Source organism: Comamonas resistens, from assembly GCF_030064165.1.
GTDB lineage: Bacteria > Pseudomonadota > Gammaproteobacteria > Burkholderiales > Burkholderiaceae_C > Comamonas > Comamonas resistens.
In genome coordinates this window covers 3477472-3498788 of the sequence record NZ_CP125947.1, presented here as the reverse complement: position 1 = coordinate 3498788, position 21317 = coordinate 3477472, and the positions used below count along the sequence as shown (strand labels likewise).

19 protein-coding genes are annotated in these 21317 nt (G+C 61.8%); 9 read left to right on the top strand and 10 right to left on the bottom strand.

The annotated features are described in order from the left end of the window. The first annotated feature begins 46 nt into the window (after positions 1-46). Positions 47-445, top strand: a complete 399-nt coding sequence (locus QMY55_RS16285; protein ID WP_283485206.1) for an NUDIX hydrolase — start codon at positions 47-49, stop codon at positions 443-445. A 172-nt stretch (positions 446-617) separates the two neighbouring features. Then, complete coding sequence (locus tag QMY55_RS16280) at positions 618-1388, top strand: helix-turn-helix transcriptional regulator (RefSeq protein ID WP_283485205.1); 771 nt, start codon at positions 618-620, stop codon at positions 1386-1388. 55 nt (positions 1389-1443) lie between these two features. Here QMY55_RS16280 and QMY55_RS16275 read toward each other — a convergent pair whose 3' ends face one another. The 4 genes from QMY55_RS16275 to QMY55_RS16260 all read right to left on the bottom strand — a co-directional run bounded on the left by QMY55_RS16275 (position 1444) and on the right by QMY55_RS16260 (position 8044). Beyond that, positions 1444-2088 carry an FMN-binding negative transcriptional regulator gene (locus QMY55_RS16275; RefSeq protein ID WP_283488989.1) on the bottom strand — a complete coding sequence of 215 codons (645 nt, stop codon included), beginning with the start codon at positions 2086-2088 and terminating at the stop codon, positions 1444-1446. A 61-nt stretch (positions 2089-2149) separates the two neighbouring features. Then, complete coding sequence (locus QMY55_RS16270) at positions 2150-4183, bottom strand: DUF3300 domain-containing protein (protein ID WP_283485204.1); 2034 nt, start codon at positions 4181-4183, stop codon at positions 2150-2152. Positions 4184-4419: 236 nt separating this feature from the next. Then, complete coding sequence (locus tag QMY55_RS16265) at positions 4420-5820, bottom strand: YdgA family protein (RefSeq protein WP_283485203.1); 1401 nt, start codon at positions 5818-5820, stop codon at positions 4420-4422. Between the two features lie 406 nt (positions 5821-6226). After that, positions 6227-8044 (bottom strand): glutamine--tRNA ligase/YqeY domain fusion protein, encoded by a 1818-nt coding sequence (locus tag QMY55_RS16260; protein ID WP_283485202.1) that lies wholly within the window; start codon positions 8042-8044, stop codon positions 6227-6229. Positions 8045-8234: 190 nt separating this feature from the next. Here QMY55_RS16260 and QMY55_RS16255 point away from each other — a divergent pair, with 190 nt between their 5' ends. The 5 genes from QMY55_RS16255 (at position 8235) to QMY55_RS16235 (ending at position 11499) form a co-directional block, all read left to right on the top strand. Next, entirely contained in the window at positions 8235-8561 is a 327-nt protein-coding gene (locus tag QMY55_RS16255; protein ID WP_283488988.1) for a hypothetical protein, read from the top strand. A gap of 307 nt (positions 8562-8868) precedes the next feature. Further along, entirely contained in the window at positions 8869-9312 is a 444-nt protein-coding gene (aroQ, locus tag QMY55_RS16250) for a type II 3-dehydroquinate dehydratase (protein WP_283485201.1), read from the top strand. 2 nt (positions 9313-9314) lie between these two features. Then, positions 9315-10241, top strand: a complete 927-nt coding sequence (locus tag QMY55_RS16245; protein ID WP_283485200.1) for an alpha/beta fold hydrolase — start codon at positions 9315-9317, stop codon at positions 10239-10241. Continuing rightward, positions 10238-10654 carry an alternative ribosome rescue aminoacyl-tRNA hydrolase ArfB gene (gene arfB / locus QMY55_RS16240; protein WP_283485199.1) on the top strand — a complete coding sequence of 139 codons (417 nt, stop codon included), beginning with the start codon at positions 10238-10240 and terminating at the stop codon, positions 10652-10654. Before QMY55_RS16245 ends, arfB begins: the two co-directional genes overlap by 4 nt. A gap of 164 nt (positions 10655-10818) precedes the next feature. Then, positions 10819-11499 (top strand): alpha/beta hydrolase, encoded by a 681-nt coding sequence (locus tag QMY55_RS16235; RefSeq protein ID WP_283485198.1) that lies wholly within the window; start codon positions 10819-10821, stop codon positions 11497-11499. Here the strand turns inward: QMY55_RS16235 and QMY55_RS16230 are convergent. The 3 genes from QMY55_RS16230 to QMY55_RS16220 form a co-directional block, all read right to left on the bottom strand. Continuing rightward, entirely contained in the window at positions 11493-11825 is a 333-nt protein-coding gene (locus tag QMY55_RS16230; protein ID WP_283485197.1) for an SMR family transporter, read from the bottom strand. The genes QMY55_RS16235 and QMY55_RS16230 overlap by 7 nt on opposite strands. Positions 11826-11916: 91 nt before the next feature. Next, entirely contained in the window at positions 11917-12723 is an 807-nt protein-coding gene (gene map, locus QMY55_RS16225) for a type I methionyl aminopeptidase (protein WP_283485196.1), read from the bottom strand. After that, complete coding sequence (locus QMY55_RS16220; RefSeq protein ID WP_283485195.1) at positions 12720-12983, bottom strand: ParD-like family protein; 264 nt, start codon at positions 12981-12983, stop codon at positions 12720-12722. Before QMY55_RS16220 ends, map begins: the two co-directional genes overlap by 4 nt. 387 nt (positions 12984-13370) lie before the next feature. On the opposite strand from QMY55_RS16220, the gene QMY55_RS16215 reads away from it, so the two are divergent. Further along, a complete protein-coding gene (locus tag QMY55_RS16215; RefSeq protein WP_283485194.1) occupies positions 13371-14729 on the top strand; it encodes an NAD(P)/FAD-dependent oxidoreductase in 1359 nt (452 codons plus the stop codon). A 27-nt stretch (positions 14730-14756) separates the two neighbouring features. On the opposite strand, the gene QMY55_RS16210 is transcribed toward QMY55_RS16215, so the two are convergent. The 3 genes from QMY55_RS16210 to QMY55_RS16200 form a co-directional block, all read right to left on the bottom strand. Further along, entirely contained in the window at positions 14757-16409 is a 1653-nt protein-coding gene (locus tag QMY55_RS16210; RefSeq protein WP_283485193.1) for a phospholipase D family protein, read from the bottom strand. Positions 16410-16453: 44 nt separating this feature from the next. Beyond that, complete coding sequence (locus QMY55_RS16205) at positions 16454-18061, bottom strand: alkaline phosphatase D family protein (RefSeq protein WP_283485192.1); 1608 nt, start codon at positions 18059-18061, stop codon at positions 16454-16456. 86 nt (positions 18062-18147) lie between these two features. Beyond that, positions 18148-19125: an NADPH:quinone oxidoreductase family protein gene (locus QMY55_RS16200; protein ID WP_283485191.1), complete on the bottom strand. Its 978-nt coding sequence runs from the start codon at positions 19123-19125 to the stop codon at positions 18148-18150. 157 nt (positions 19126-19282) lie between these two features. Between QMY55_RS16200 and QMY55_RS16195 the strand changes: the two genes are divergently transcribed. Further along, entirely contained in the window at positions 19283-21112 is a 1830-nt protein-coding gene (locus QMY55_RS16195; RefSeq protein WP_283485190.1) for a methyl-accepting chemotaxis protein, read from the top strand. Positions 21113-21317 lie beyond the last annotated feature (205 nt).

Here is a 21317-nt window from a genome sequence, read left to right as displayed (position 1 = left end):
ATTTCGGATGGGCTTGGCCGCAGATGCGGGCACTTAAAATTGTGCAATGCACAATCTGAAAATTGCCACCGCGTGCTTTCTCAATCAGAAGCAGGAGCTGTTGGTGGTGCGCAAAAAGAACACCTCAGCGTGGATGCTACCGGGCGGCAAGCTGGATGCCGACGAAACTCCTGCCAGGGCCTTGATCCGTGAAATCCGGGAAGAGCTGCAGTTGGAGATTGCCGAGTCTTCGCTCAAGCCTCTGGGCATCTTTGATGCAGTGGCCGCCAATGAGGCCGACACCACGGTGCATGCGCATGCCTTTCTGGTCCAGTTGCCGCAGGGATGCTCTCCTTGCAACGCTGCCGAAATCGCGGAGATGAAATGGCTGCCACTGAATCGGCCCCTGCCGGAGGATGTCGCACCATTGCTCAAGCATTGCATCATTCCGGCACTTCTGAACTGAGATTCCAGGTGGTTTGAGGGGGCAGGCCTGCTCACTCATCGGGAGTCGCCCTGCTGCGCCTGCGATGCAGGCAGGCTATTCTTTGCCGATGATTCAAAAGAGCTTGTGAGGTCACTGGCGTGCGGCGCCATAGTGGAGTTCATCACAGGCCCTCAGCAAAGCGAGACAGGCCATGGCTGCAATTTTTTCCCGACCGGCGCTGCTCAGTCCCAGCCTCGGTCAGGCGCTGATAGAGGCGGCTGCGACGCCGCATTTCGCCTCGGCATTGCTTGGGGCAGCGCGGCAGTTTGACTGTATTGACGAGGTGTTTGCCTATCAGGTCGACACCGGCAGGGGCGATGTCCAGACCCTGCTTGCCTCGGGGCAGCGCAAGGGCATTGCCGAGCGCACGGGGGAATATGCGCGCCGCTTTCATGCCTCCGATCCGCTGCTGACGGGTTCGCTGGCGGGAAAGGCCTGCGGTTTCAGCCGTCAGGTGCGCGCTGCCGATATTCCCAAGGGAGAGTATCGAGAGCTGTGTTTTGAGCAACCGGGCTTTCTGGACAAGGTCAGTTTTGGCTGGCAGGAGCCAGGCAAGCTCATGGTGCTGAGCTTTTACCGCGGTCTGAACGCGCAAGGGGAATCTGCCAGTCAGCTCTGGTCGCTGGGGCAGGTCGCCATGGCCGCGCTCAGCCTGCATGCGCAATGTCATTCAGCCATTGCTGCAGAGCCTGCACCGCCTGATGCCGCACAGACGCTGCTTCAGCGGCTGCAGCGTTCCTTTCCGCAGCTGACCGAACGAGAGCGCTCCATCGTGGCCCAGACCTTGCTGGGTGAGAGTGCGGCGCAAATTGCGCAGGCGCTGGACATCAAGCCCGCCACGGTGCTGACCTACCGCCAGCGTGCCTATGAGCGCTATCGCTTCAATCGGGCCAGCGATTTTCTGGCCGGCCTGCTGCACTGAATGCTTTGAAATCAATAGCTGCCAGCGCTTGATGAGTAAGCGCTAGAGTCGATTTTTATAGGGGTTTTTCAATGGCCTGGGCCATATCGGCTTGGCCCAGTGCCGACAAGGTCTGCACCAGCGCCACGCGGTCGCTGCTCTCTTTGTTCTGGCTGAGCTTGAATTTGCCTTCCAGGCGCAGCACCTCGATCTCCAGCCCCACGATGACTCCCAGCAATTTTTGCAGATAGGCCGCGGGAGCATCGCTCATCTTCCAGGGCTTGAAATCATTGCCGGGCAAGGCGGCAACACGGGTTTCGTGTGTGCGGGTCAGGCGGCCCAGAACGCCGCGCAGAAACTTCTCGTCATCGCGAATCCGGATCTTTCCATGGACATGGACGACCTGATAGTTCCAGGTCGGAACCTGCTCATGCGTCTGATGCTTGCTCGGGTACCAGTTGGGCGAGATATAGCCGTCGGCGGCCTTGAAGATGACCATGACCGGATCGCCATTGGCCAGTTGCTGCCACAGCGGATTGGCGCGGTCGACATGGGCTTGCAGGCTCAGGCTGCCGTCATCGGCTTGCAGCAGCTCGAAGGGCAGGTGATTGGCATCCAGCCCGTGCGGGCCATGCATGACCAGACAGCCCAGAGGATGCTGGTGTATCAGGGCGTGAAGACGGGCTTCGTCGGTAACTGCAAAGTGGGCGGGGTTGTACATGGACGGGGGCAGCGAGACGTAAATAGGCAGACCCGTCCATGCTAACCGGATGCCGGCTCGGCTATCGGTGCTCGTGATGGTCGCCATGCTGCTGAGGGGCGGCATGGGCAACGGCCTGGCGCTGCTGCATCTGGACTGCCCGCTGCTGAGCCATTTGCTGCTGATGCTGCGCCTCTCTCTGGGCCTGCTGCTGGCGTTGCTGCTGCTCACGCTGGGCCTGCTGCATCTGCTGCTGACGTTGTTGCTGCATCTGGGCTTGTTGTTCCGCCTGGCGCTGCTGCTGCTGGGCTGCGCGCTGTTGTGCCATTTGTTGCTGCTGCTGGCGCTGGGCGGCTTCCCGTTGTGCCTGCTGCTGTTCGCGCTGAGCTAGTTGTTGCTGTTGCTGGCGTTGCTGTATCTGGGCCTGTTGTTCCGCCTGGCGTTGCTGTTGGGCCGCGTGCTGTTGTGCCATCTGCTGCTGGTGCTGGGTGGCTTCCCGTTGTGCCTGTTGCTGAGCCAGCTGCTGCTGTTGCTGGCGTTGCTGCATCTGGGCCTGTTGCTCAGCCTGCTTTTGCTGTGATTGAGCCCCGGCACGCTGCTGGGCCAGTTGCTGCTGGTGCAGGGCGGCTTGCTGCTGAGCTTGTTGTTGCGCTTGCATCTGGGCCTGCTGCTGGCGTTGCTGCTGCTCGTGTTGCGCCTGTTGCAACTGTTGCTGATGTTGTTGCTGCATCATGGCTTGCGGTGCTTTTTGCTGCGGCAGTATCTGGGCTTGTCCGGACGGCATGCCGGCACGCTGATCCATGATGCCCTGGGCATGGGCCTGCTGATGCATGGGCATGGCAGGCATCGTGGGTGTGCCAGCAGGAGAGGGCATACGGGCCGTCTGGGGTGAGGGAGGCTGGCCGGTTGGGGGCATGGCCTGCTGCACGGGGACCTGCCTGGAGCCGATGCCATGGCTGGCCGCGAGCACTGCCGCTCCGGCGGCTGCTCCTACCCCGGTGGCCATGGCTGCCTGCGGCATGGCATGGCTAGGCGCACCGTTTTCGTAGATGTTGGTGACTCTGACATTCTCCGTGTGCTGATTGTTCTGCACCACGGTGCGCACCGTGCGCGACTGGGAGATATAGGTCTGGTTGTTGTAGACCACGGCAGGCCTGGCCATGGGAGGGGGTGGAGGCATGCCTGGGCGCCAGTCATGACGCTCGGGTGCACCCCAGTGCATATCCCAGGAATGCCAACCCCAGGACGGATGGGGCATGCTGGCCTGCGCCAGCAGCACGCCTGCGCCAAAGCCCAACAGGCCTGCGGCGACGGGGACGCCGACGCCTACTGCGACAGGCGCAGAGACGTAGTTATAGCCTCCGTAGACCGGCAGCGGTTCGCCATAGACAACGCCGGGATCATATTGGGGCACATAGACGGTGCTGACTTCGGAGGGGGCAATTTCGATGTACTGCTCCGGCGGCGCGATCACCGCTTGTGGAATGGCGGAAACAGCGTTGCTGGGCGTGTAATCACCCTGGCTGGGAGCACTGCCGGCACTGACGACCAGATGTTTGGAGCTTTTGAGCGTGCCCGCCTTGTATGCGCGGTTGCGCATGACCTGTATGGCATTGAGCACATCAGCCGGGTCGTTGTAATAGGCCTTGCCCAGCGCGGTGGTCCAGGGCAGGTTGGAGGCCAGCTGCTCCAGCACATTGGGAAACTGGGTCAGCGATTTGATGGAAGGGTCCCAGTTCTGGGCGTTGACCGCATTGCTCATGGCAGTCTTTTGCAGGCCGGGGTTCTGGCCTAGCCAGCTTTCTGCGGCTGTGACCTGTTCCGGGTAGGTGGCGCCGGCCAGAATTTGTGCGACCAGCTTGTCGGGGTAGAGGGCAATAGGGGCCACCATCTGATAGAGCACTTCGGCAGACGGCGGTGTATAGGCTACGGGGGCGATGGGTTGAGGGCCGGTTGCCGGGCCGCTGTCGCTCAGGCTCGTCTGGGGCGGGGCTGTCGTCGTGTCCGAGGCTGCAGGTTTGTCCTTGTCATTGCAGGCGCTGAGCAGAGCAAGGGCTGCACAGGCGGTGGCGGCAAGCCGCCATGACTGCTGATTCTTGGTGGATGGATACGACATCTGACTCTCCTGGGACTTGGGTCCATTGCTATTTCAACGCCATCATGGGCTTGTCGTTGACAGCAGTTTGTAAGCAAAGAAGAGTTTTTGGGAATCCTTGATTTGGATAGCAAAAAGCCCAGGATGGGCCTGGGCTTGAGGGGTAAAAGAGTTAAGGTTTCAGCGCATGATGAGCCAGACCACGATGGCAGCTACCACCAGCACAGCCAGGATGAATGTCATGTCCGCTTCCTTGTTTATTCCAGGGCCTCGCCCATCAGCACGGCTGTGCCGGTGTCGTCCAGTGCCTTGCCGTTGACCTGAATCTCACCATTGGCATAGACGATCTGCGTGTTCAGCTTGCCGTCCTTCTCCAGCAAAATGCCCTTGTCCTTCAGAGCCTGCACGCTGGCCTGGGCTTGCAGCTTGGCAGTTTCTTCGATTTCTTCGGGCTTGTACTCGCTCTCATCCTCGAAAACCGACAACAGCGCATTTTTCTTGCGAGAGACCAGGAAGGCGTCCATGGCCTTGGATGGCACATCGGCCTTGAGGCTGAGTTTGACGTCCTTGAGCAGATTGCCCATCTTCTGGCCATCACCGATATAGGACAGGGAGGCGCCGAATTCGCTCACGCCGTCTTCGGTGCGCATGGAGACTCGGTTGATATCAATGGACGGCTTGCGTGCCAGAGCCTGGGTCAGGCTGTTCATCAGCTTCTCGCGCAGATCGGGCTCCAGGTCTTCGGGGGCTTCGCCTTCATCGGTGCTGGCCGATTTGCGCTTGCTCATGTCGATGACGTTGTTGATCCAGCTGGCATCCAGGTTGTGCAAGCTCACGTCCAGCAGCAGATCATCGGCCTTGGCATCTTCCAGCTTGATGCTCTTGATGCCGCTCTTGAGCGTCATCTCTACCACATCCCCGTTCAGCTTGGTATCGCTGTCCATGCTGATGCCTTCAAAACTGGAAGCCGAGGTCTTGCCTTCCTCTTCCTGCTTGAGCGCGGAGAACTTGTCGATGGTCATGGCAAAAGGGCCGATCCAGAACTTCTGGCCTTCGGGCTGCTTGATGTCAAAGCGCATCTGCGCCTTGTCCATGCCTGCGCTGCCTTCCTCGTCCTTGAAGTGCAGGGCTGCGAACTGGGCGGTGCCCTTGGCGGCCTTCATATCGGCAGGCATGTCCCATTCCACTTTCATGCCACCCCAGTTCACATCGCTGTCCTTGATGCGCGCGGTGACGGCCGGTGAGGTCATGACGCTGGAGCTGCTGCGACCCCAGCCAAGCTTGGTATCGACTTCCAGGGGAGAGCGGCCGTTGAGGGCGGTTTTCAAGGCCTCATCGGCATCGGCGGGCAGCTGGAAGCTGGTGTGAATCTGCGCCGCATGGCCCATGGGCAGCGGGCCGTGCGAGATCCTGTGATCGGCCATGAATTGCACGGGCTCGTCACCGCCCTCCATGGTCCAGCTGGTCTTGGCAGTGGAGGAGAAGGCGCCGCGCTCGTAGCTGACGACCTTGACCGTCACGCCGTTCATATTCAGCTTGGGAAGGTTGGCTGTGAACTCCTGTTCCAGCTTGCCGCCCATGTAATAGCTGGTGCCCAGTGCACCGGCGACCACCATCACGGCGGCTGTTGCAATACCTATGCCCACTTTTTTGCTCATTGTGTCCCTTGGTTATTGACTAAAACAGTTGAAATATGCCGCCTGATAGCGGGATCTTGTACGGAATTGTAGAAAGAAAAGGTTGCAGTTCTTGTTTTTGATGCTGTTTTGATGCTTTTCTTTAGAAAGTAGCTGCAGGCGCAACTTCTGGCGGTGCACCGCGATACTGTCTGGGCATCTCGCGACAAGGCAAAGTGGCTTGCTGAGTGAAGTCGACGCAATTGCCCATTTTTTGCAGTCATTGTGCTGAAACAGGCGTAAAAAGCCCCTGCACTTGCACACAAACATGTGGTCGCTACCCCCCCAGGGGCTGCCTATGGCCTTGGGGGGGCTCGGCGGCAATAAAAAAAGCTGCCTCCTTGAAAAAGAGGCAGCTTGCACTCAGGCCGTAAACAGGAGCGAGGGCTTATTTGCCCCAGCTGTCCTTCAGGCCCGTGATTTTGTTGAAGACAGGTTTTTCTGCGCTGTGATCCTTGCGGTCGGCGACAAAGTAGCCAAAGCGCTCGAACTGGAACTTGTCGTCGGGCTGGGCGGCCTTGAGCGATGGCTCCACATAGGCAGTGATCACCTTCAGGCTGTCGGGGTTCATCAGCGCCAGATAGTCCTTGCCACCAGCGTCGGGCTGGGCATCGGTGAACAGACGGTCGTACAGGCGCACCTCGGCTTCGACGCCGTCGGCAGCGCCCACCCAGGTGATGGCCGCCTTGACCTTGACGCTATCTGCGCCGGGCGTGCCGCTCTTGGTGTCGGGCACCACGGTAGCCAGTACCTTGGTCACGTTGCCGTCAGCATCCTTTTCGGCGCCGGTGCACTCGATCACATAACCGCCCTTGAGGCGCACCTTGTTACCGGGGAACAGGCGCTTGTAGCCCTTGGGCGGCACTTCGGCGAAGTCTTCGCGCTCGATCCAGACCTCGCGGCCCAGAGTGAAGTGGCGTTCGGGCACTGCTTCGCCTTCGGCTGCATGGGGCAGGGCGGGCAGGGTGCACTGCTCCAGATGATCGGCGCTGCCGAACACTTCTGCCCAGTTGGTCAGCTCCAGCTTGACGGGGTCCAGCACCACCATGGCGCGATGAGCCTGGTTTTCCAGGTCTTCGCGCAGGCAGCCTTCCAGCGTGGAGTAGTCAATCCAGCTGTAGTCCTTGGTCACGCCGATGCGATCGCAGAAATTGCGGATCGAAGCAGGTGTGAAGCCGCGGCGGCGCAGGCCGAAGATGGTGGGCATGCGTGGGTCGTCCCAGCCGTTGAGCAGGCCGCTGTCCACCAGATGCTTGAGCTTGCGCTTGCTGGTGACCACATAGGTCAGGTTCAGACGGGCAAATTCGTACTGGCGAGGCTGGGGCGCGTCGATCAGGCCGCCTTCGCGCAGGTGGTCCAGCAACCAGTCGTAGAAGGGGCGCTGGTCTTCGAACTCCAGCGTGCAGAAGGAGTGGGTGATGTGCTCCAGCGCGTCCTCGATGGGATGGGCGAAGGTGTACATCGGGTAGATGCACCACTGGTTGCCAGTGTTGTGGTGTTCCGCATGGCGCACGCGGTAAATCGCCGGGTCGCGCAGATTGATGTTGGGCGACGCCATATCGATCTTGGCGCGCAGCACGGCCGCGCCGTCCTCGAGCTTGCCATCCTTCATGTCGGCAAAGCGCTGCAGGTTTTCGGCCACGCTGCGATCGCGGAACGGGCTGTTCACGCCGGGGCGGGTAAAGTCGCCACGGTTGGCCTTCATGTCGTCGGCCGACTGCTCGTCCACATAGGCCAGGCCCTGCTCGATCAGGTACACGGCGGCGCGGTACATGAAGTCGAAGTAGTTGCTGGCGAAGTAGAGGTTCTCATGCCCGTCGGCATCTTTCCAGTCAAAGCCCAGCCAGTGCACGGCGTCGATGATGGCGTCCACATATTCCTGATCTTCCTTGACGGGGTTGGTGTCGTCAAAGCGCAGATGGCAGGTGCCGGCGAAATCCCGGGCCAGACCGAAGTTCACGCAGATGCTCTTGGCGTGGCCCACGTGCAGATAGCCATTAGGCTCGGGCGGGAAGCGGGTGCGGATCTTGGCCGGATCGGGCTGGCCCTGCCTGTGATGCTGGGCGTCGCCCGGGTTGCCGCCCCAGCGGCGTTGGAGATGCGTACCCTTTTCCAGATCAGATTCGATGATCTGGCGCAGAAAGTTGGTGGGCTTGACCGCTTCAGGAGCGGCGTTATTGGATTTGGATGCGTCAGCAGAGCTCATTGCGCCATTTTAGGGCGAGCCTCATGACCTCGCATTTACCTGCGGACACAATGTTTTTGAGGAATCTTGACATCCAAATCGTATTCTCATGCGTTGTATCGATAGGGTCACAGGTTCCGCATGCATTTGTCGGCCTGCCCAGCTCAATGAGAAAGAGGAGATTGTGATGTTCAAGGCAACTTTCCCCAAGATGACAAAAATTCTGGCTACAGGTGCTGTGGCTGTTGCTGGTTTGATGGTGGGTATGGCGGCTCAGGCCCATGGCGGTGTGAGCCTGTCCATCGGCGTGGGCGTGCCTGGCGTGGTGGTGGGTGCTCCTGCGCCCGTGTACATGCCTCCCCCTCCTGTATATGTGGCGCCTCCCCGCCCCGTCTACTATGCGCCACCCGCTCCGGTCTACTATGAGCCTCGTCCAATCTACCGCCCTGTGCCGGTCTATGTGACTCCCGGCTATGGCTACTACGGTGGCGGCCCTCGCTGGCACGGCCATCGCCATGGTCACGGACATCGTTGGTAAGCAAAGACCAGGCTTGACGTTGTAAGGTTTTAGTGCGCGGCTGCTTCGGCAGCCGTTTTTTATCGCCGCCGGGCCGCCCCAAGGCCATAAGTGGCCCCTTGGGGGCAGCGGCCACACGAAGTGGGCAAGCTTGGGGGGCTTTTTTATGACCGCCGGGCCGCCCCAAGGCAATAAAGTGACCCCCTTGGGGGCAGTGGCTACACGTCAGTGAGCAAGCGCGGGGCGTTTTATGCCTGTGCCAGGTCTGGGCACTCGCATAATCCGGGCAGTGAATCTGGGACGGATCAAGAACAAGGAGAGCTAGCCCGTGAAAACCGTTTACGTACTCAATGGCCCCAATCTCAATCTGCTGGGCATGCGTGAGCCTGCCATCTACGGCTCGGCAACCCTCGAAGATGTGAAAAAGCTTTGCGAAGCGGCTTGCGCACGCCATGGGTTGGCGCTGGAGTTCCGTCAGACCAACCATGAAGGCGAATTGGTGGACTGGGTGCACGAAGCAGGCCTGGTTCATGCAAAGGGCGAACTGGCTGCCGTGGTGATGAATGCTGCCGCCTACACCCATACCAGTGTGGCGATCCTTGATGCGGTCAAGGGCACGGGCGTGCCGCTGCTGGAGCTGCATATTAGCAATGTCCATGCGCGCGAAAGCTTTCGCCACCATTCCTACCTGTCCGCCGCGGCTCGTGCCGTGATGTGCGGCTTTGGCGTGGCTGGCTATGGGTTGGCCATCGAGGCGGTTGCTCAGTGGTAACCATGGCCGAGTCGCCGCAGACGCTGCAAGCCGTGGCCGACGCGCTGGGGCTGGAGGTGCCTGCAAGCATTCAGAGCCTGCTGGTGCGCAGCCGGCGGGTCACTACACCACTTGGCGAGCAGGCAGATGCTGGACGCATGGTGTGGCATGGTTGGGAGCCCCCAGCTGGTGTGGCCCGCCACGCCGTGCCTCTGGTGCTGCTGCATGGCGGCAGCGGCAGCTGGACGCACTGGCTGCGCGTGATCGAGCCCCTGACCCAGGCGGGCTATAGCCTGTGGCTTGCGGATCTGCCCGGCTTTGGCGAGTCTGATGGCGTGCCCGGTGGCACGGATGTGGATACCATGATTGCGCCACTGGCCCATGGCCTGGAACAGCTGCTGGCGCAGCATGGCAGCTCGCCCGTCTGCGATCTGATCGGGTTTTCCTTTGGCGGCATGGCTGCAGGTTTGCTGGCTGCGCAGCACCCCGAGCATATTCGCCAGCTCGTGCTGGTTGGTGCTCCGGCCATGGGAGTTACCGAGGGGCGGGTGGTCAGGCTCAAGGGCTGGCGTCATCTGCAGGACCTGCAGGCACAGATGCAGGCACATCATCACAATCTGGCCGAGCTGATGCTGCATGATGCCAGCCGCATTGATGAAGAAACTCTGGCCCTGCATGCGCTGAACGTGGCACGTGACCGGCTGCCGCGCCGACGCCTGTCGCGAACCGACATCCTGGCCCAGGCATTGCCGCGGGTGAAGGCCCGCGTGGCTGCCATCTATGGAGAGTTTGACCCACTGTATATCGGTCGCATGGATGAGCTTCGGGCGGCTTTGCAGCGCAGTCATGCGGCGGGCGTGAACTGGCAGATGTTGCACGGCCTGGGTCACTGGGTGCAGCATGAAGACCCGGCAGCCACCACGGCAGCGCTGCTCAAGGTGCTGGCATGACACAGCCGTTGCTTTGGGAACTGCAGGAGTCCGACGTCGAGTGGACGGCCGTGCGCTCGCAAGGCCCTGGCGGCCAGAACGTCAACAAGGTGGCCAGTGCCGTGCATCTGCGCTTTGACGTGCGCAGCTCGCGCCTGCCGCCTGATGTGCAGCAGCGGCTGCTGGCGCTGGGCGATTCGCGCATCACCAGCGAGGGCGTGGTGGTCATCAAGGCGCAGAAGTACCGCACGCAGGAACACAATCTCTGGGATGGGCTGCAGCGCCTCAACGCGCTGGTAGCCAGCGTGGCAAGGCCTCCCCGGGTGCGCAAGCCGACCAAGCCGACCTGGTCTTCACAGCAGCGGCGCCTGCAGGGAAAGAGCCTGCGCAGCGGAGTCAAGCAGCTGCGCAGCCGCCCTGTCGATAGGGATTAGCGGCCTTTGTGGTGCCAAACTCACGGCAGCAGGCGCCGACTGCTATCAAAATAATATTGATCGACAATGGTGCGTGGCCCTGTCCTTGGCGGCGGGCTGTGTTGTTGTACCGAAAAAGATAGCTGATAGCGCTTGCCAGATATGGCTTTTATGGGGTTTTTGCCATGAATTCATCGTCTTTGAGCTTTCTGGAGCGGCCTGCCCGGCCTGGACCCGGGCAGCAGCCCTGGCTGCTGGTACTCATGCACGGCGTGGGCAGCAACGAGCGGGACTTGTTCGGACTGGCACCCTATGTGCCGCCGCAGTTTCATGTCATCAGCCTGCGTGCGCCGTTTGCCATGGGGCAGGGGGCCTATGCCTGGTTCCAGTTCACCGTGGATGCCGATGGCACCCGCCATATCCATGTACCGCAGGAGCAGCAGGCCCGGGCCCTGGTGCAGCAGACCGTGCAGGCCTGTGCGGAGCAGCTTGGCATTCCTGCGCAGCGCATTGTGCTGGGCGGCTTCAGCCAGGGCGGCATCATGGCGCTGAGCCAGTTGCTGACTCAGCCCCAGACCTTGCGCGGCGTGCTGATCTGGCATAGCCGCCTGCTGCCCGAGATCGCATCGCTGCATGCGCCTGTTCAGGCGTTCGACGGGAAAAGCGCGTGGGTCAGCCACGGCACTTATGACAATGTGATTCCGCTGACCAGTGCACATGCCATACGCGACCGGCTGGCGCAGCTGCCGCTGCAGCTCAGCTATCAGGAGTATCCGGGAGCGCATGAGATACGCCCGGAGGAGCTTGGCGCCAGCATGCAATGGCTGCAGGATCTGACGGAGCCCGCAGCCGATGACGATCAGTGACCGGCGGTCTTGGAAAACAGATTGATGACCAGCACGCCACCCACGATCATGGCCATGCCGATCAGGGCCGGTGCATCCAGCTTCTGGCCCTGCCAGAAATAGGCCACGGCAGACACCAGCACGATGCCCACGCCCGACCAGATGGCATAGGCCACGCCCGTTGGCACGGTGCGCAAGGTCAGGGAGAGCAGGAAAAAAGAGATGGTATAGCCCACCAGGGCAGTGGCGGTGGGCGCCAGATTGGTGAAGCCGTTGGACTTGGCCAGAAACGAGGTGGCGATCACCTCGCTGAGGATGGCCAGGCCCAGGTACAGATAGTTGTTCATGGTGGCGAATGTGGAGCTCCGGCAACCCGGCCTTGTTTAAAAGCTGGGTTGCCAGCAGGGGGCCGCAAGGCAACAGGCCTTGGGCGGCTGCTTAGATGGCGGGGTATTCGCCCGTGCCTTCGGGCCAGGGGGTGAGCACCTCGAAGCCGGTTTCGGTCACCACCACCATATGTTCCCATTGGGCGGACAGCGATTTGTCGTTGGTGATCACCGTCCAGCCGTCTGCCAGCTCGCGTGTCGCCGCCTTGCCGGCGTTGAGCATGGGCTCGATCGTGAAGATCATGCCGGGCTGCAGCACCAGGCCCTGACCCGGTGTACCGTAGTGCAGCACTTGGGGCTCGTCGTGATAGACCTTGCCGATGCCGTGACCGCAGTATTCGCGCACGATGGAAAAGCGCTCGCGCTGGGCCACGGTCTGAATCGCATGGCCCACATCGCCCAATGTCGCGCCGGGCTTGACGGCATGGATGCCGGCCACCAAGGCTTCGTACGTGGTGTTGACCAGGCGCTTGGCCAGATTGCTGGGCTGGCCCACGTGGTACATGCGGCTGGTATCGCCTATCCAGCCTTCGGGCGTGGTCACGGCGACGTCCACGTTGATGATGTCGCCATCCTTGAGGATTTGCTTGTCATCCGGGATGCCGTGGCAGATCACATGGTTGACCGAGGTGCATACGGTCTTGGGAAAGCCGTAGTAGCCCACATTGGTCGGCACGCACCGGAGTTCGTTGACGATGTAGTCATGGCACAGCTTGTCCAGCTCGCCCGTGCTGATGCCGGGTTGGACATGGGGCGTGAGCATGGCCAGTACCTTGGCAGCCAGACCGCCTGCCTTGCGGGACAGGTAGATATCCGATGCATCATGAATAGGCACCGTTTTTTGCTTGCCGCGCTTCATTGCAGACCTCCGACAAGACGCACTGGGCGTGGGCGGCGCAGGGCGGTCGGGGCAGGAGCGGGCTCGCTCAGCTGCAGATCACGTTCGGCCTGCTGCAGCAGCAGGGCGCAGATGCCTTCGTAATTGAGCTGAGGGTGGTGTTCGGCCATCTGGCCGACCCGCAGCCAGTGCTCGGCCTGAGCGTTGATGGAGCGGCCAAGAGCCGCGCTGGACAGGCGCACTTGATCGTGCAGCTGATCTGAAATTTTGACGATTCCCATGGCCGGCGATCATAGCGGCTGTATACGTTTCGTATATTGACAAGCGGCAATTGCATGGAAGAACGTGCGGATTTTGAAATCACTGACAGATCCTGCACGCCGGAGCGCTCAGAGCATGCGGGAAATTTGACTGGGCATTGAAAATTTTGATAGCTGCTTGCGCTTGTCTGAAAAGGGATACAGGCATTTTCGAGAATGAATGTTGCAAGACTTGAGGCCGGGTGTGAGGAGTCTGGCCCCGGCACTCTTGTAAAAGATATATTTCATCTGTTTTCCCTATGTCCCTTCTGTATTTCCTGCTATCGAAATGCAAGAAAAATCTATGGATGCCTTGCGGCACAGGGTTGAACTGGCAAACGTCCAGACCCTGCAACCAGACAGAAATTCATGGAACACACCGTCGATCCCTCCGAGCACACCGATGTTCAACAGACCCGCAGAGCGCGCAGGAATCGCGACTCCCATGCGGCGCGCATTGTGGTGGTGGGTGGAGGAGTGGCCGGGCTGGAGGTGGCCACGGCGCTGGGCAAGCTGGGCAGCGACAGCATAGACAGCGTGACGCTGGTGGACAGCGATTCGGCCCATGTCTGGAAGCCCATGTTGCACACCATTGCGGCGGGAACGCGGGATCTGGCCCAGCAGCAGACCACCTATCTGGCCCAGGCCAGCGATGCTCACTTCGCCTACCAGCCTGGCGAGATGTGCGGTCTGGACCGCGAGGCAGGTGAAATCTTGCTGGCCCCCATCTATGCCCCCGATGGCCGTGAGCTGGTGGCAGGCCGGCGCCTGCCTTATGACAAGCTGGTCATCGCCGTGGGCAGCGGTGCCAATGACTTCGGCACGTCGGGCGTCAACGAGCACTGCTTCATGATCGACTCGCGCCGCAAGGCCGATGCCTTCAACCAGGAAATCCGCTTGCGCATGGTGCGCTGCATGGCCAGTGGCGAGCCGTTGCAGGTCGCCATTGTGGGCGGTGGTGCCACAGGCGTTGAATTGGCTGCAGAGCTTGTCCAGCTTGCGGAGAGTGCTACTGCTTACGGAGCGTTGGGCGAAGCCGCCAAGTTCCGTATCGTGCTGATCGAGGCCGGCCCCAGGCTGCTGCCCAGTTTTCCCGAGGAGATCTCCGAGGCGACAAGGGTGCGCCTGCAGGCGTTGGGTGTCTCGGTCATTGTGAGCGGCCGCGTGAGCTGCGCGACCGAGCAGGGCTTCGAGTTGGCCAATGGCGAGCTGGTTCCTGCCAGCCTGCGTGTCTGGGCGGCCGGGGTGAAGGCGCCGGAATTTCTGACCCGCCTGGGCCTGCAGACCACGCGCAGCAACCAGTTGCTGGTCAACGATGCGATGCAGACCAGCGACCCCGATATCTATGCGCTGGGCGACTGCGCCAGCTACACGCTGCCCGGCCAGGAAGCCCCTCTGCCGCCCACGGCGCAGGTGGCGCATCAACAGGCACGCTATCTGATCGAGACGCTGCCGCATGTGCTGGAGAGGCCTGGCGCCCAAACCGTGGGCTTTGCCTATCGCGACTTTGGCGCTCTGGTCTCACTCGCGCATTACGACGCCTATGGGTCGCTGGGCAAGTTCGGCCTGTTCAACGGCGGTGTGATTCGTGGCCGCCTGGCCATGCTCAGCCACATCATGCTGTACCGCTCGCACCAGGCCCGGCTCTATGGCTTCTGGCGCGGCGGTCTGTTGTGGCTGATCGATCTGATGAATTCGCGGCTGCGGCCTTCGATCCGTCTCGACTGAGCAGGCCCGATGGCGGCTTGAGGGGGTCTACAGCAGGCCCTCGATCGGCAGCCAGCTCATCACCCGCACCAGCAGCTGCTTGAACCAGCTGGTACCGGGGTCCGTACCGAAGGACTGCGGCTCGTGCGGTGGCCGCGGGTTCAGTCCGCTCCAGTGCAGTTTCTGCTTCTGATCCAGTTCCACCTTGTACGCCATGCGCGGCAGGTGCTGGTCCAGCGCAGTGGTGATCTGCCGGGCCATCTCGGGGTGCTGGATCACCACGCCCAGCTCGGTATTGAGCATGGCCGAGCGTGGGTCGAAGTTGAACGAGCCCACGAACAGATGCTGACCATCGACGGCAAAGGTCTTGGCATGAAGGCTGGCGCCGGAGCTGCCGGTGGCCGAGCTGCCGCTGAGTGTCGCGGGTGAGGGCGGCTCGCGCTTTTCCTCGGCGCGTACTTGGCTGGCGACCCTGGCGGTGGTGGACTGGGGCTGCAGATCGACTTCGCGCCGCATTTCGTACAGCTCCACGCCTTTCTCCAGCAGCGGCTTGCGGTATTTCTCGTAGCCGGCATGGACCATGGCAACGTCGGTCGCTTCCAGGCTGTTGGTCAGGATGCGCACGCGCACACCTTGATCGCGCAGGCGGGCAAAGGCCTCGACACCGGCCTTGGTGGGCACAAAATAGGGTGAGACCAGTTCCAGAAAATGCTCGGGCTTGCCGATGATGGGTGCCAGCTGCGACAGCATCAGGTCTTCCTTGGCCGCTTCGCTGAGAACCTTGGCGGGGTCATCGCTGACCAGCGTGGTGGGCGCCCATTGCAGCGGCAAGGTGCCGGCCAGCAGTTCCTGGCTGAAGCGGCTTTGGCGCACGGCTTCGACATAGGCTCTGGACTCGGGTCGGTTCACATCGGCGTGCAGGCCTTCATAGACGCGCTCGACCGCACGCTCGGGCATGGGGGGCAGGATGCTGGTGGCGGGGTAGGCCGACGGGCTGTTCCAGTAACGGTCAAATTCGCGTGAAATCTCTTGGACCACGGATCCGGTGGTCACCACATCCAGGTCGGCGAACAGCACTCCGTCTGTCGCGGCAAAGTACTCATCGCCGATATTGCGCCCACCGACGATGGAAGCCGCAGAGTCCGCCGTGTAGCTCTTGTTGTGCATGCGCCGCTGGGTGCGCGAGAACTCGGTCAGGTAGCCCAGGGCCTTGGGCGTGCGCAGCGCAAAGGGGTTGAACAGGCGTATTTCGATATTGGGGTGCTGGTCGAGCGCGGAAAGGGTGGCATCGAGGCCCCCCGTGCCGCCATCATCGAGCAGCAGGCGCACACGCACGCCACGATCTGCGGCCAGCAGCAATTCGTCCAGCAGCAGGTGGCCTGTGGTGTCGTTGCGCCAGATGTAGTACTGCACGTCAAGCGTGCGCTGTGCCGCCCGGGCCAGCAGGGCGCGAGCCGCAAACGCGTCATAGGCGTCGGGCAGGAAGTGAATGCCGCTTTTACCGGGATGGATCTGCTCCAGCGGCGCCAGCCCCTGACCCAGCAAGGTCTGCCGGGACTCCTCGGCGCTGATGGCATGGGTTTCCGTGCGCTGGGGCATGGGCGGGAGCCCGCAGCCGGTGAGCAGACCGGCCAGAAGCAGGCCGGTGGCGGCAGACCGCCAGAATGGAAACGCAGGGGCTGCAGCACTTGTATATGGCATGCGTCAAGTATGCCGCAGCCGTCCGGTGCGCCAGGGCGGAAACATCAACCGATGCGGATGGGGCCCGGCTTGCGGTCCTCCACTGCAAAGCGTGCCAGGGTATAGACGCTGCTGTCGGCCTTGAGCGGATCGGTGACGGCGCGCAGCTCGGTCATCATCTGGCGGGGCGTGATTTCCACCAGGCTGTAACCACGCTCATCACAGCGTGCATAAGTGACTTGCGGGCTGTTTTGCACAATGGCGTCCACCTTGGTCTGGCTCGTGCCACTGTGCGAGCTGATGGATGTGCCGCAGAACTCGCTGGCAACCACGGGGTTGCGCTGCCCGGGGGCCTCATCGCTCAGGGCGGGAATGTTGCAGACATAGTTCTGGTGGATGTCGCCACCCAGCAGCACGCTGTTACGGGGCCGGCTTTCGCTGATCTGGCGTACCAGGCGCTGGCGGGCTTCAGGGTAGCCGTCCCAACTGTCGGTGGACTGCTTGCCGCTGGGGTGCTTGCGGGCGGCAAACAGCGTGGTCTGCACCAGTGTGCTCCATTGCGGGGCATGGCTGGCAGAGCCTGCATCGGCCTGCAATTGCCGGCCCAGCCAGCGCTCTTGTTCCCAGCCCAGAAAGCTGCGTCCGGGGTCGTGCAGCGCTGCGCATTCTTTGGGGTCCACCGTACCGGTGCTGGCCTTGCCTTCGGGGCGGCAGGCTTGCAGATCACGGTATTGGCGGCCATCGAGCAGATGCAGTCGGGCCAGATTTCCCCATTGCAGGCTGCGATAGAGGGCCAGGCCTTGAGAGCCGCGCTGCAGGGCATTGGCCCGCAGCGGCATGTTTTCATAGAAAGCCTGCCAGGCGGCGTTGCGTCTTGCCAAAAAGTGAGCGGGTTCCCCACGTCCGTATTGGGATGCGTAGTCATTTTCTACCTCGTGGTCATCCCAGATGACCGACCAGTTGCAAGCCGCGTGGGCGGCCTGCAGATGGGCATCGCTTTTGTGCAGAGCGTAGCGGTCGCGATAGTCCTGCAGTGTCCGGGCGGTGCGCAGCGGCTGGGGGCGGGCCAGCCCTTCGGATTTGGCGTGCTGGGCATATTCATAGATGTAGTCGCCCAGAAACAGCACCAGATCCGGTGCCGCCTGCGCCGCATCGGCCCAGGCGGTGTAGAAGCCATGCTCCCAGCGCTGGCAGGAGGCCACGGCCATGCGGAGCTTCTGAGCGCTGGATCCGGCAGCGGGGGAAGTGCGGCAGCGGCCTGTGGTGCTGAAGGCATTGCCACAGCGAAAGCGGTAGAAGTACCAGCGATCGGGACTCAGACCATTGACCTGGATGTGCAGAGCATGGCCATGCTCCGGCAGGGCCATGCTCTGGCCCTGGGCTACCGGTTGGCGAAACTGCTCATCGTGGGCCACTTCCCAGTACACGGTCTGGGGTGCAAGCTCTGGCGCTATATCGCTGCCCAGATAGGCTGGTGGCGCGCTTAGCCGGGTCCAGATCAGGATGTTGTCGGGCTGCGGGTCGCCGCTGGCAATGCCCAGGGTGAAGGGGTTATGCGCCAGCGCTTCGCCAGCGCGGGCCCAGGCGGGCAGGGCGCCCACGGCCGTGGCAAGGCTCGAGGCAATCAGAAAGCGCCGGCGATCGGCCGTGGGTGTGAGGAGGGGTGAAAACATGGCGATGCTGGGGGGCTTGGGTTGTGTAGCCAGTGGCTGGAAGTATCCCTTTGACCCGGCAGGTATCGCCACGGTTTACAGCAGCCTCACTCGTTGACCAGTACCAGCTTGCCCTGTACCTGGCGCGATCCCATGCGTTCATAGGCGGCAAACAGCTCGCTCATGGGCATGGTGCGGTCTATCACTGGCTTGATCTTGCCATGACCATACCACTGGGCCAGCTCCTGCATCATGGCCGCGTTGTTCTGTGGTTCGCGCTTGGCGAAGTCGCCCCAGAACACGCCGACCAGCGAGGCGCCCTTGAGCAGTGGCAGATTCAGCGGCAGCGAGGGAATGGGGCCGGAGGCAAAACCGATGACCAGATAGCGGCCACGCCAGGCGATGGAGCGGAAGGCCGGTTCGGCAAAGTCGCCACCCACCGGGTCGTAAATCACATCGGGGCCCTTACCATCGGTGGCGGCCTTGATGGCCTCGCGCAAATCACCCTGGCTGTAGTTGATGGTGGCGTCTGCTCCCTGCGTTTTGCACAGCGCACATTTTTCATCGGTGGAAGCTGCTGCAATCACGCGTGCGCCAGCGGCCTTGGCAATCTGTATGGCTGCCGTGCCCACGCCGCCGGCCGCGCCCAGCACCAGCACGGTTTCGCCCGCCTTGAGCTGGCCCCGGTCTATCAGCGCATGGTGCGACGTCGCATAGGTCATGATGAAGGCGGCGGCATCGACAAAGGGGAAGCTGCCTTGCAGCGGCATGCACATGGCGGCGGGTGCCAGCGTATGTGTCGCGAATCCACCCGTGCCTGAAAGGCAGGCCACATGCTGGCCGACCTGGAGGTGTTTGACCCCTTCGCCCACGGCCTGCACCACGCCCGCGTACTCGGAGCCGGGTACAAAGGGCAGGGGAGGCTTGATCTGGTATTTGTTCTGCACGATCAGCAGATCCGGGAAGTTCAGGCTGGCGGCCTTGATCTCCAGAAGCACCTGGCCGGGGCCGGGTGCGGGAGTGGGCTGTTCGGTCCACTTCAGGGTTTCAACGCCGGTGGGCGTGGTGCAGAGCCAAGCGTGCATGGGAAGTCTCCTGGTATTGCTGAATTCAGTACGGCGATGGGCAACAGGGCACCACCCAATCCGTTATCGAAAATCCTAGCCCACCCTTTGACAGCACCATGTTTCATTCGTGACATAGTGTGAAGTCAAATCACAAGCAATTATCAGAGGGAGTTCTATGTGGCATAGCTTGCGTACCCGCCTATTACTGGCCAGCATTGGCGTGGCCGTTTTGGCGGTGTTGACCCTGTCCTGCGCGGTGTTGTACGTCACCCGTGACAACATGCTGAAAGACCTGAATCAGCATCTGAGCGGGCAGACCCAGCAACACGCCAGCGAGCTGGCGCAGTGGATCGGCGACAAGCGCCGGCTCACCAGTTCCATCCGGTTGGCGATGGATCAGTCCGATCCCATGCCCATGTTGCAGGCTGCAGAAAAAGCCGGGCTGGATCTGGCCTACTTTGTGCGTGCAGACAAATCCCACGCCTTCACTTCGCCCCGCCCTGCGGATTACGACGGCACACAACGTGGCTGGTACAAGCAGGCTGTGCAAGAAGGCAAGCCCGGCACTACTGCGGCCTATCCCGATGCCGGTACGGGCCGGCTGGTGGTCAGCCTGATCGAGCCCATCATCGAGAACGGCCAGACCACGGCAGTGATCGCTTCGGATGTGGAGCTGACCACCGTCATCGAAAAAGTCAAGGCGATTCACCCCACGAGCAAAAGCTTTGGCGTGTTGCTGGATGCTAAGGCCAACCAGATTCTGGTGGCCCCCAGCGCAGATTTGACGCTGAAGCCTATCACGGCGCTGGATGATGATCTGAGTCTGGGCTTGATCCAGCAGCTTGCCGGCAGCAACGGGCACACCGAAGCCACGCTGGGTGCGGAAGACGACTTTGTCTATGCCGCAAAAATTGCAGGGACTGACTGGATTTTGCTGGTGGTTGCCGAAAAGAACGATGCCCTGAAGGGGCTGACTCATCTGGCCTGGATTGCCGGCGGCGTCACTCTTTTGAGCGCTCTGGGGGCGGCGTTGGTGATGCTGTTGATCATCACGCGTCTGCTGCGCCGCCTGCCCTTGGTGCGCAATGCCCTGGCTGACATTGCCAGCGGCGAGGGCGATCTTACCCGTCGCATGGATGCCTCCGGCAAGGATGAGCTGGCGCAGATCGCCCACGCCTTTAACCAGTTCGCCGACAAGATCGCTGCCGTGCTGCTGCAAATCCGCGCCTCTGCGGAAAACGTGCGTGTGGCCACGACCGAGATTGCCTCGGGCAACCAGGATCTCTCCAATCGCACCGAACAGCAGGCCAGCAGCCTGGAGGAAACCGCCGCGGCGATGGAGGAGCTCACTGCCACCGTGCAGCAGAATGCGGCCAATGCCCAGCAGGCACGCAAGCTGGCGCATGATGCCTCCGACATCGCCGTACATGGCGGGGAGGTGGTTGGTCAGGTCGTACAGACCATGGGCGGCATCGAGCAGGCCTCGCGCAAGATCGAGGCCATCATCAGCGTGATCGACGGCATTGCCTTCCAGACCAATATCCTGGCGCTGAACGCCGCCGTGGAGGCTGCCCGCGCCGGGGAACAGGGGCGAGGCTTTGCCGTGGTTGCCAGCGAGGTGCGCACCCTGGCCGGACGCAGCGCCGAAGCGGCCAAGGAAATCAAGATGCTGATCGAAGACTCGGTGACGCAAGTGGCCAGCGGCAGTCGCCAGGTGCAGGACGCTGGCGCCACCATGGCCCAGGTGGTGGACAGCATCCGGCAGGTGAACACCATCGTGGCTGAAATCAGCAACGCCAGCCAGGAACAAAGCACTGGCATTGCCGAAGTCGGTACGGCGGTGGGCCTGATGGACCAGGCGACCCAGCAGAATGCCGCCCTGGTGGAAGAGGCCACGGCTGCCGCCCAGTCGCTGCAGCAGCAGGCGCAGAACCTGGCCGATGTGGTGGCTGGCTTCAAGCTGCCGGAGCCCACGGGCAGGCAGGCGTTCCTGTCCCGGAGTTGAAGCAAGCCAGATCAGGTCTCGGCCCTTGTCCTGTAAGCGCCAGAAGCTCCTTTTTCAGGAGCTTCTGGCAGGGCGGGGTGACCCGGATCTGCTGGCGTCGTCCTCCCCTTCATCGAAGGGGCAGGCGCCATGCTTGGTTTTATGTACATTCCGAATGCCGGTTGACGCGGCATTTCTGGTCTTTTAGGGGCCGTATGCGGCGATG

What these genes read in the sequence shown, in the direction of transcription:
- QMY55_RS16215 (WP_283485194.1), top strand. Translation starts at nt 13,371, where the DNA reads ATGGAACACACCGTCGATCCCTCCGAGCACACCGATGTTCAACAGACC.
- QMY55_RS16200 (WP_283485191.1), bottom strand. Translation starts at nt 19,125, where the DNA reads ATGCACGCTTGGCTCTGCACCACGCCCACCGGCGTTGAAACCCTGAAG.
- QMY55_RS16195 (WP_283485190.1), top strand. Translation starts at nt 19,283, where the DNA reads ATGTGGCATAGCTTGCGTACCCGCCTATTACTGGCCAGCATTGGCGTG.
- QMY55_RS16235 (WP_283485198.1), top strand. Translation starts at nt 10,819, where the DNA reads ATGAATTCATCGTCTTTGAGCTTTCTGGAGCGGCCTGCCCGGCCTGGA.
- QMY55_RS16220 (WP_283485195.1), bottom strand. Translation starts at nt 12,983, where the DNA reads ATGGGAATCGTCAAAATTTCAGATCAGCTGCACGATCAAGTGCGCCTG.
- QMY55_RS16265 (WP_283485203.1), bottom strand. Translation starts at nt 5,820, where the DNA reads ATGAGCAAAAAAGTGGGCATAGGTATTGCAACAGCCGCCGTGATGGTG.
- arfB (WP_283485199.1), top strand. Translation starts at nt 10,238, where the DNA reads ATGACACAGCCGTTGCTTTGGGAACTGCAGGAGTCCGACGTCGAGTGG.
- QMY55_RS16285 (WP_283485206.1), top strand. Translation starts at nt 47, where the DNA reads ATGCACAATCTGAAAATTGCCACCGCGTGCTTTCTCAATCAGAAGCAG.
- map (WP_283485196.1), bottom strand. Translation starts at nt 12,723, where the DNA reads ATGAAGCGCGGCAAGCAAAAAACGGTGCCTATTCATGATGCATCGGAT.
- QMY55_RS16245 (WP_283485200.1), top strand. Translation starts at nt 9,315, where the DNA reads ATGGCCGAGTCGCCGCAGACGCTGCAAGCCGTGGCCGACGCGCTGGGG.
- QMY55_RS16230 (WP_283485197.1), bottom strand. Translation starts at nt 11,825, where the DNA reads ATGAACAACTATCTGTACCTGGGCCTGGCCATCCTCAGCGAGGTGATC.
- QMY55_RS16260 (WP_283485202.1), bottom strand. Translation starts at nt 8,044, where the DNA reads ATGAGCTCTGCTGACGCATCCAAATCCAATAACGCCGCTCCTGAAGCG.
- QMY55_RS16205 (WP_283485192.1), bottom strand. Translation starts at nt 18,061, where the DNA reads ATGTTTTCACCCCTCCTCACACCCACGGCCGATCGCCGGCGCTTTCTG.
- QMY55_RS16280 (WP_283485205.1), top strand. Translation starts at nt 618, where the DNA reads ATGGCTGCAATTTTTTCCCGACCGGCGCTGCTCAGTCCCAGCCTCGGT.
- QMY55_RS16275 (WP_283488989.1), bottom strand. Translation starts at nt 2,088, where the DNA reads ATGTACAACCCCGCCCACTTTGCAGTTACCGACGAAGCCCGTCTTCAC.
- QMY55_RS16210 (WP_283485193.1), bottom strand. Translation starts at nt 16,409, where the DNA reads ATGCCATATACAAGTGCTGCAGCCCCTGCGTTTCCATTCTGGCGGTCT.
- QMY55_RS16270 (WP_283485204.1), bottom strand. Translation starts at nt 4,183, where the DNA reads ATGTCGTATCCATCCACCAAGAATCAGCAGTCATGGCGGCTTGCCGCC.
- QMY55_RS16255 (WP_283488988.1), top strand. Translation starts at nt 8,235, where the DNA reads ATGACAAAAATTCTGGCTACAGGTGCTGTGGCTGTTGCTGGTTTGATG.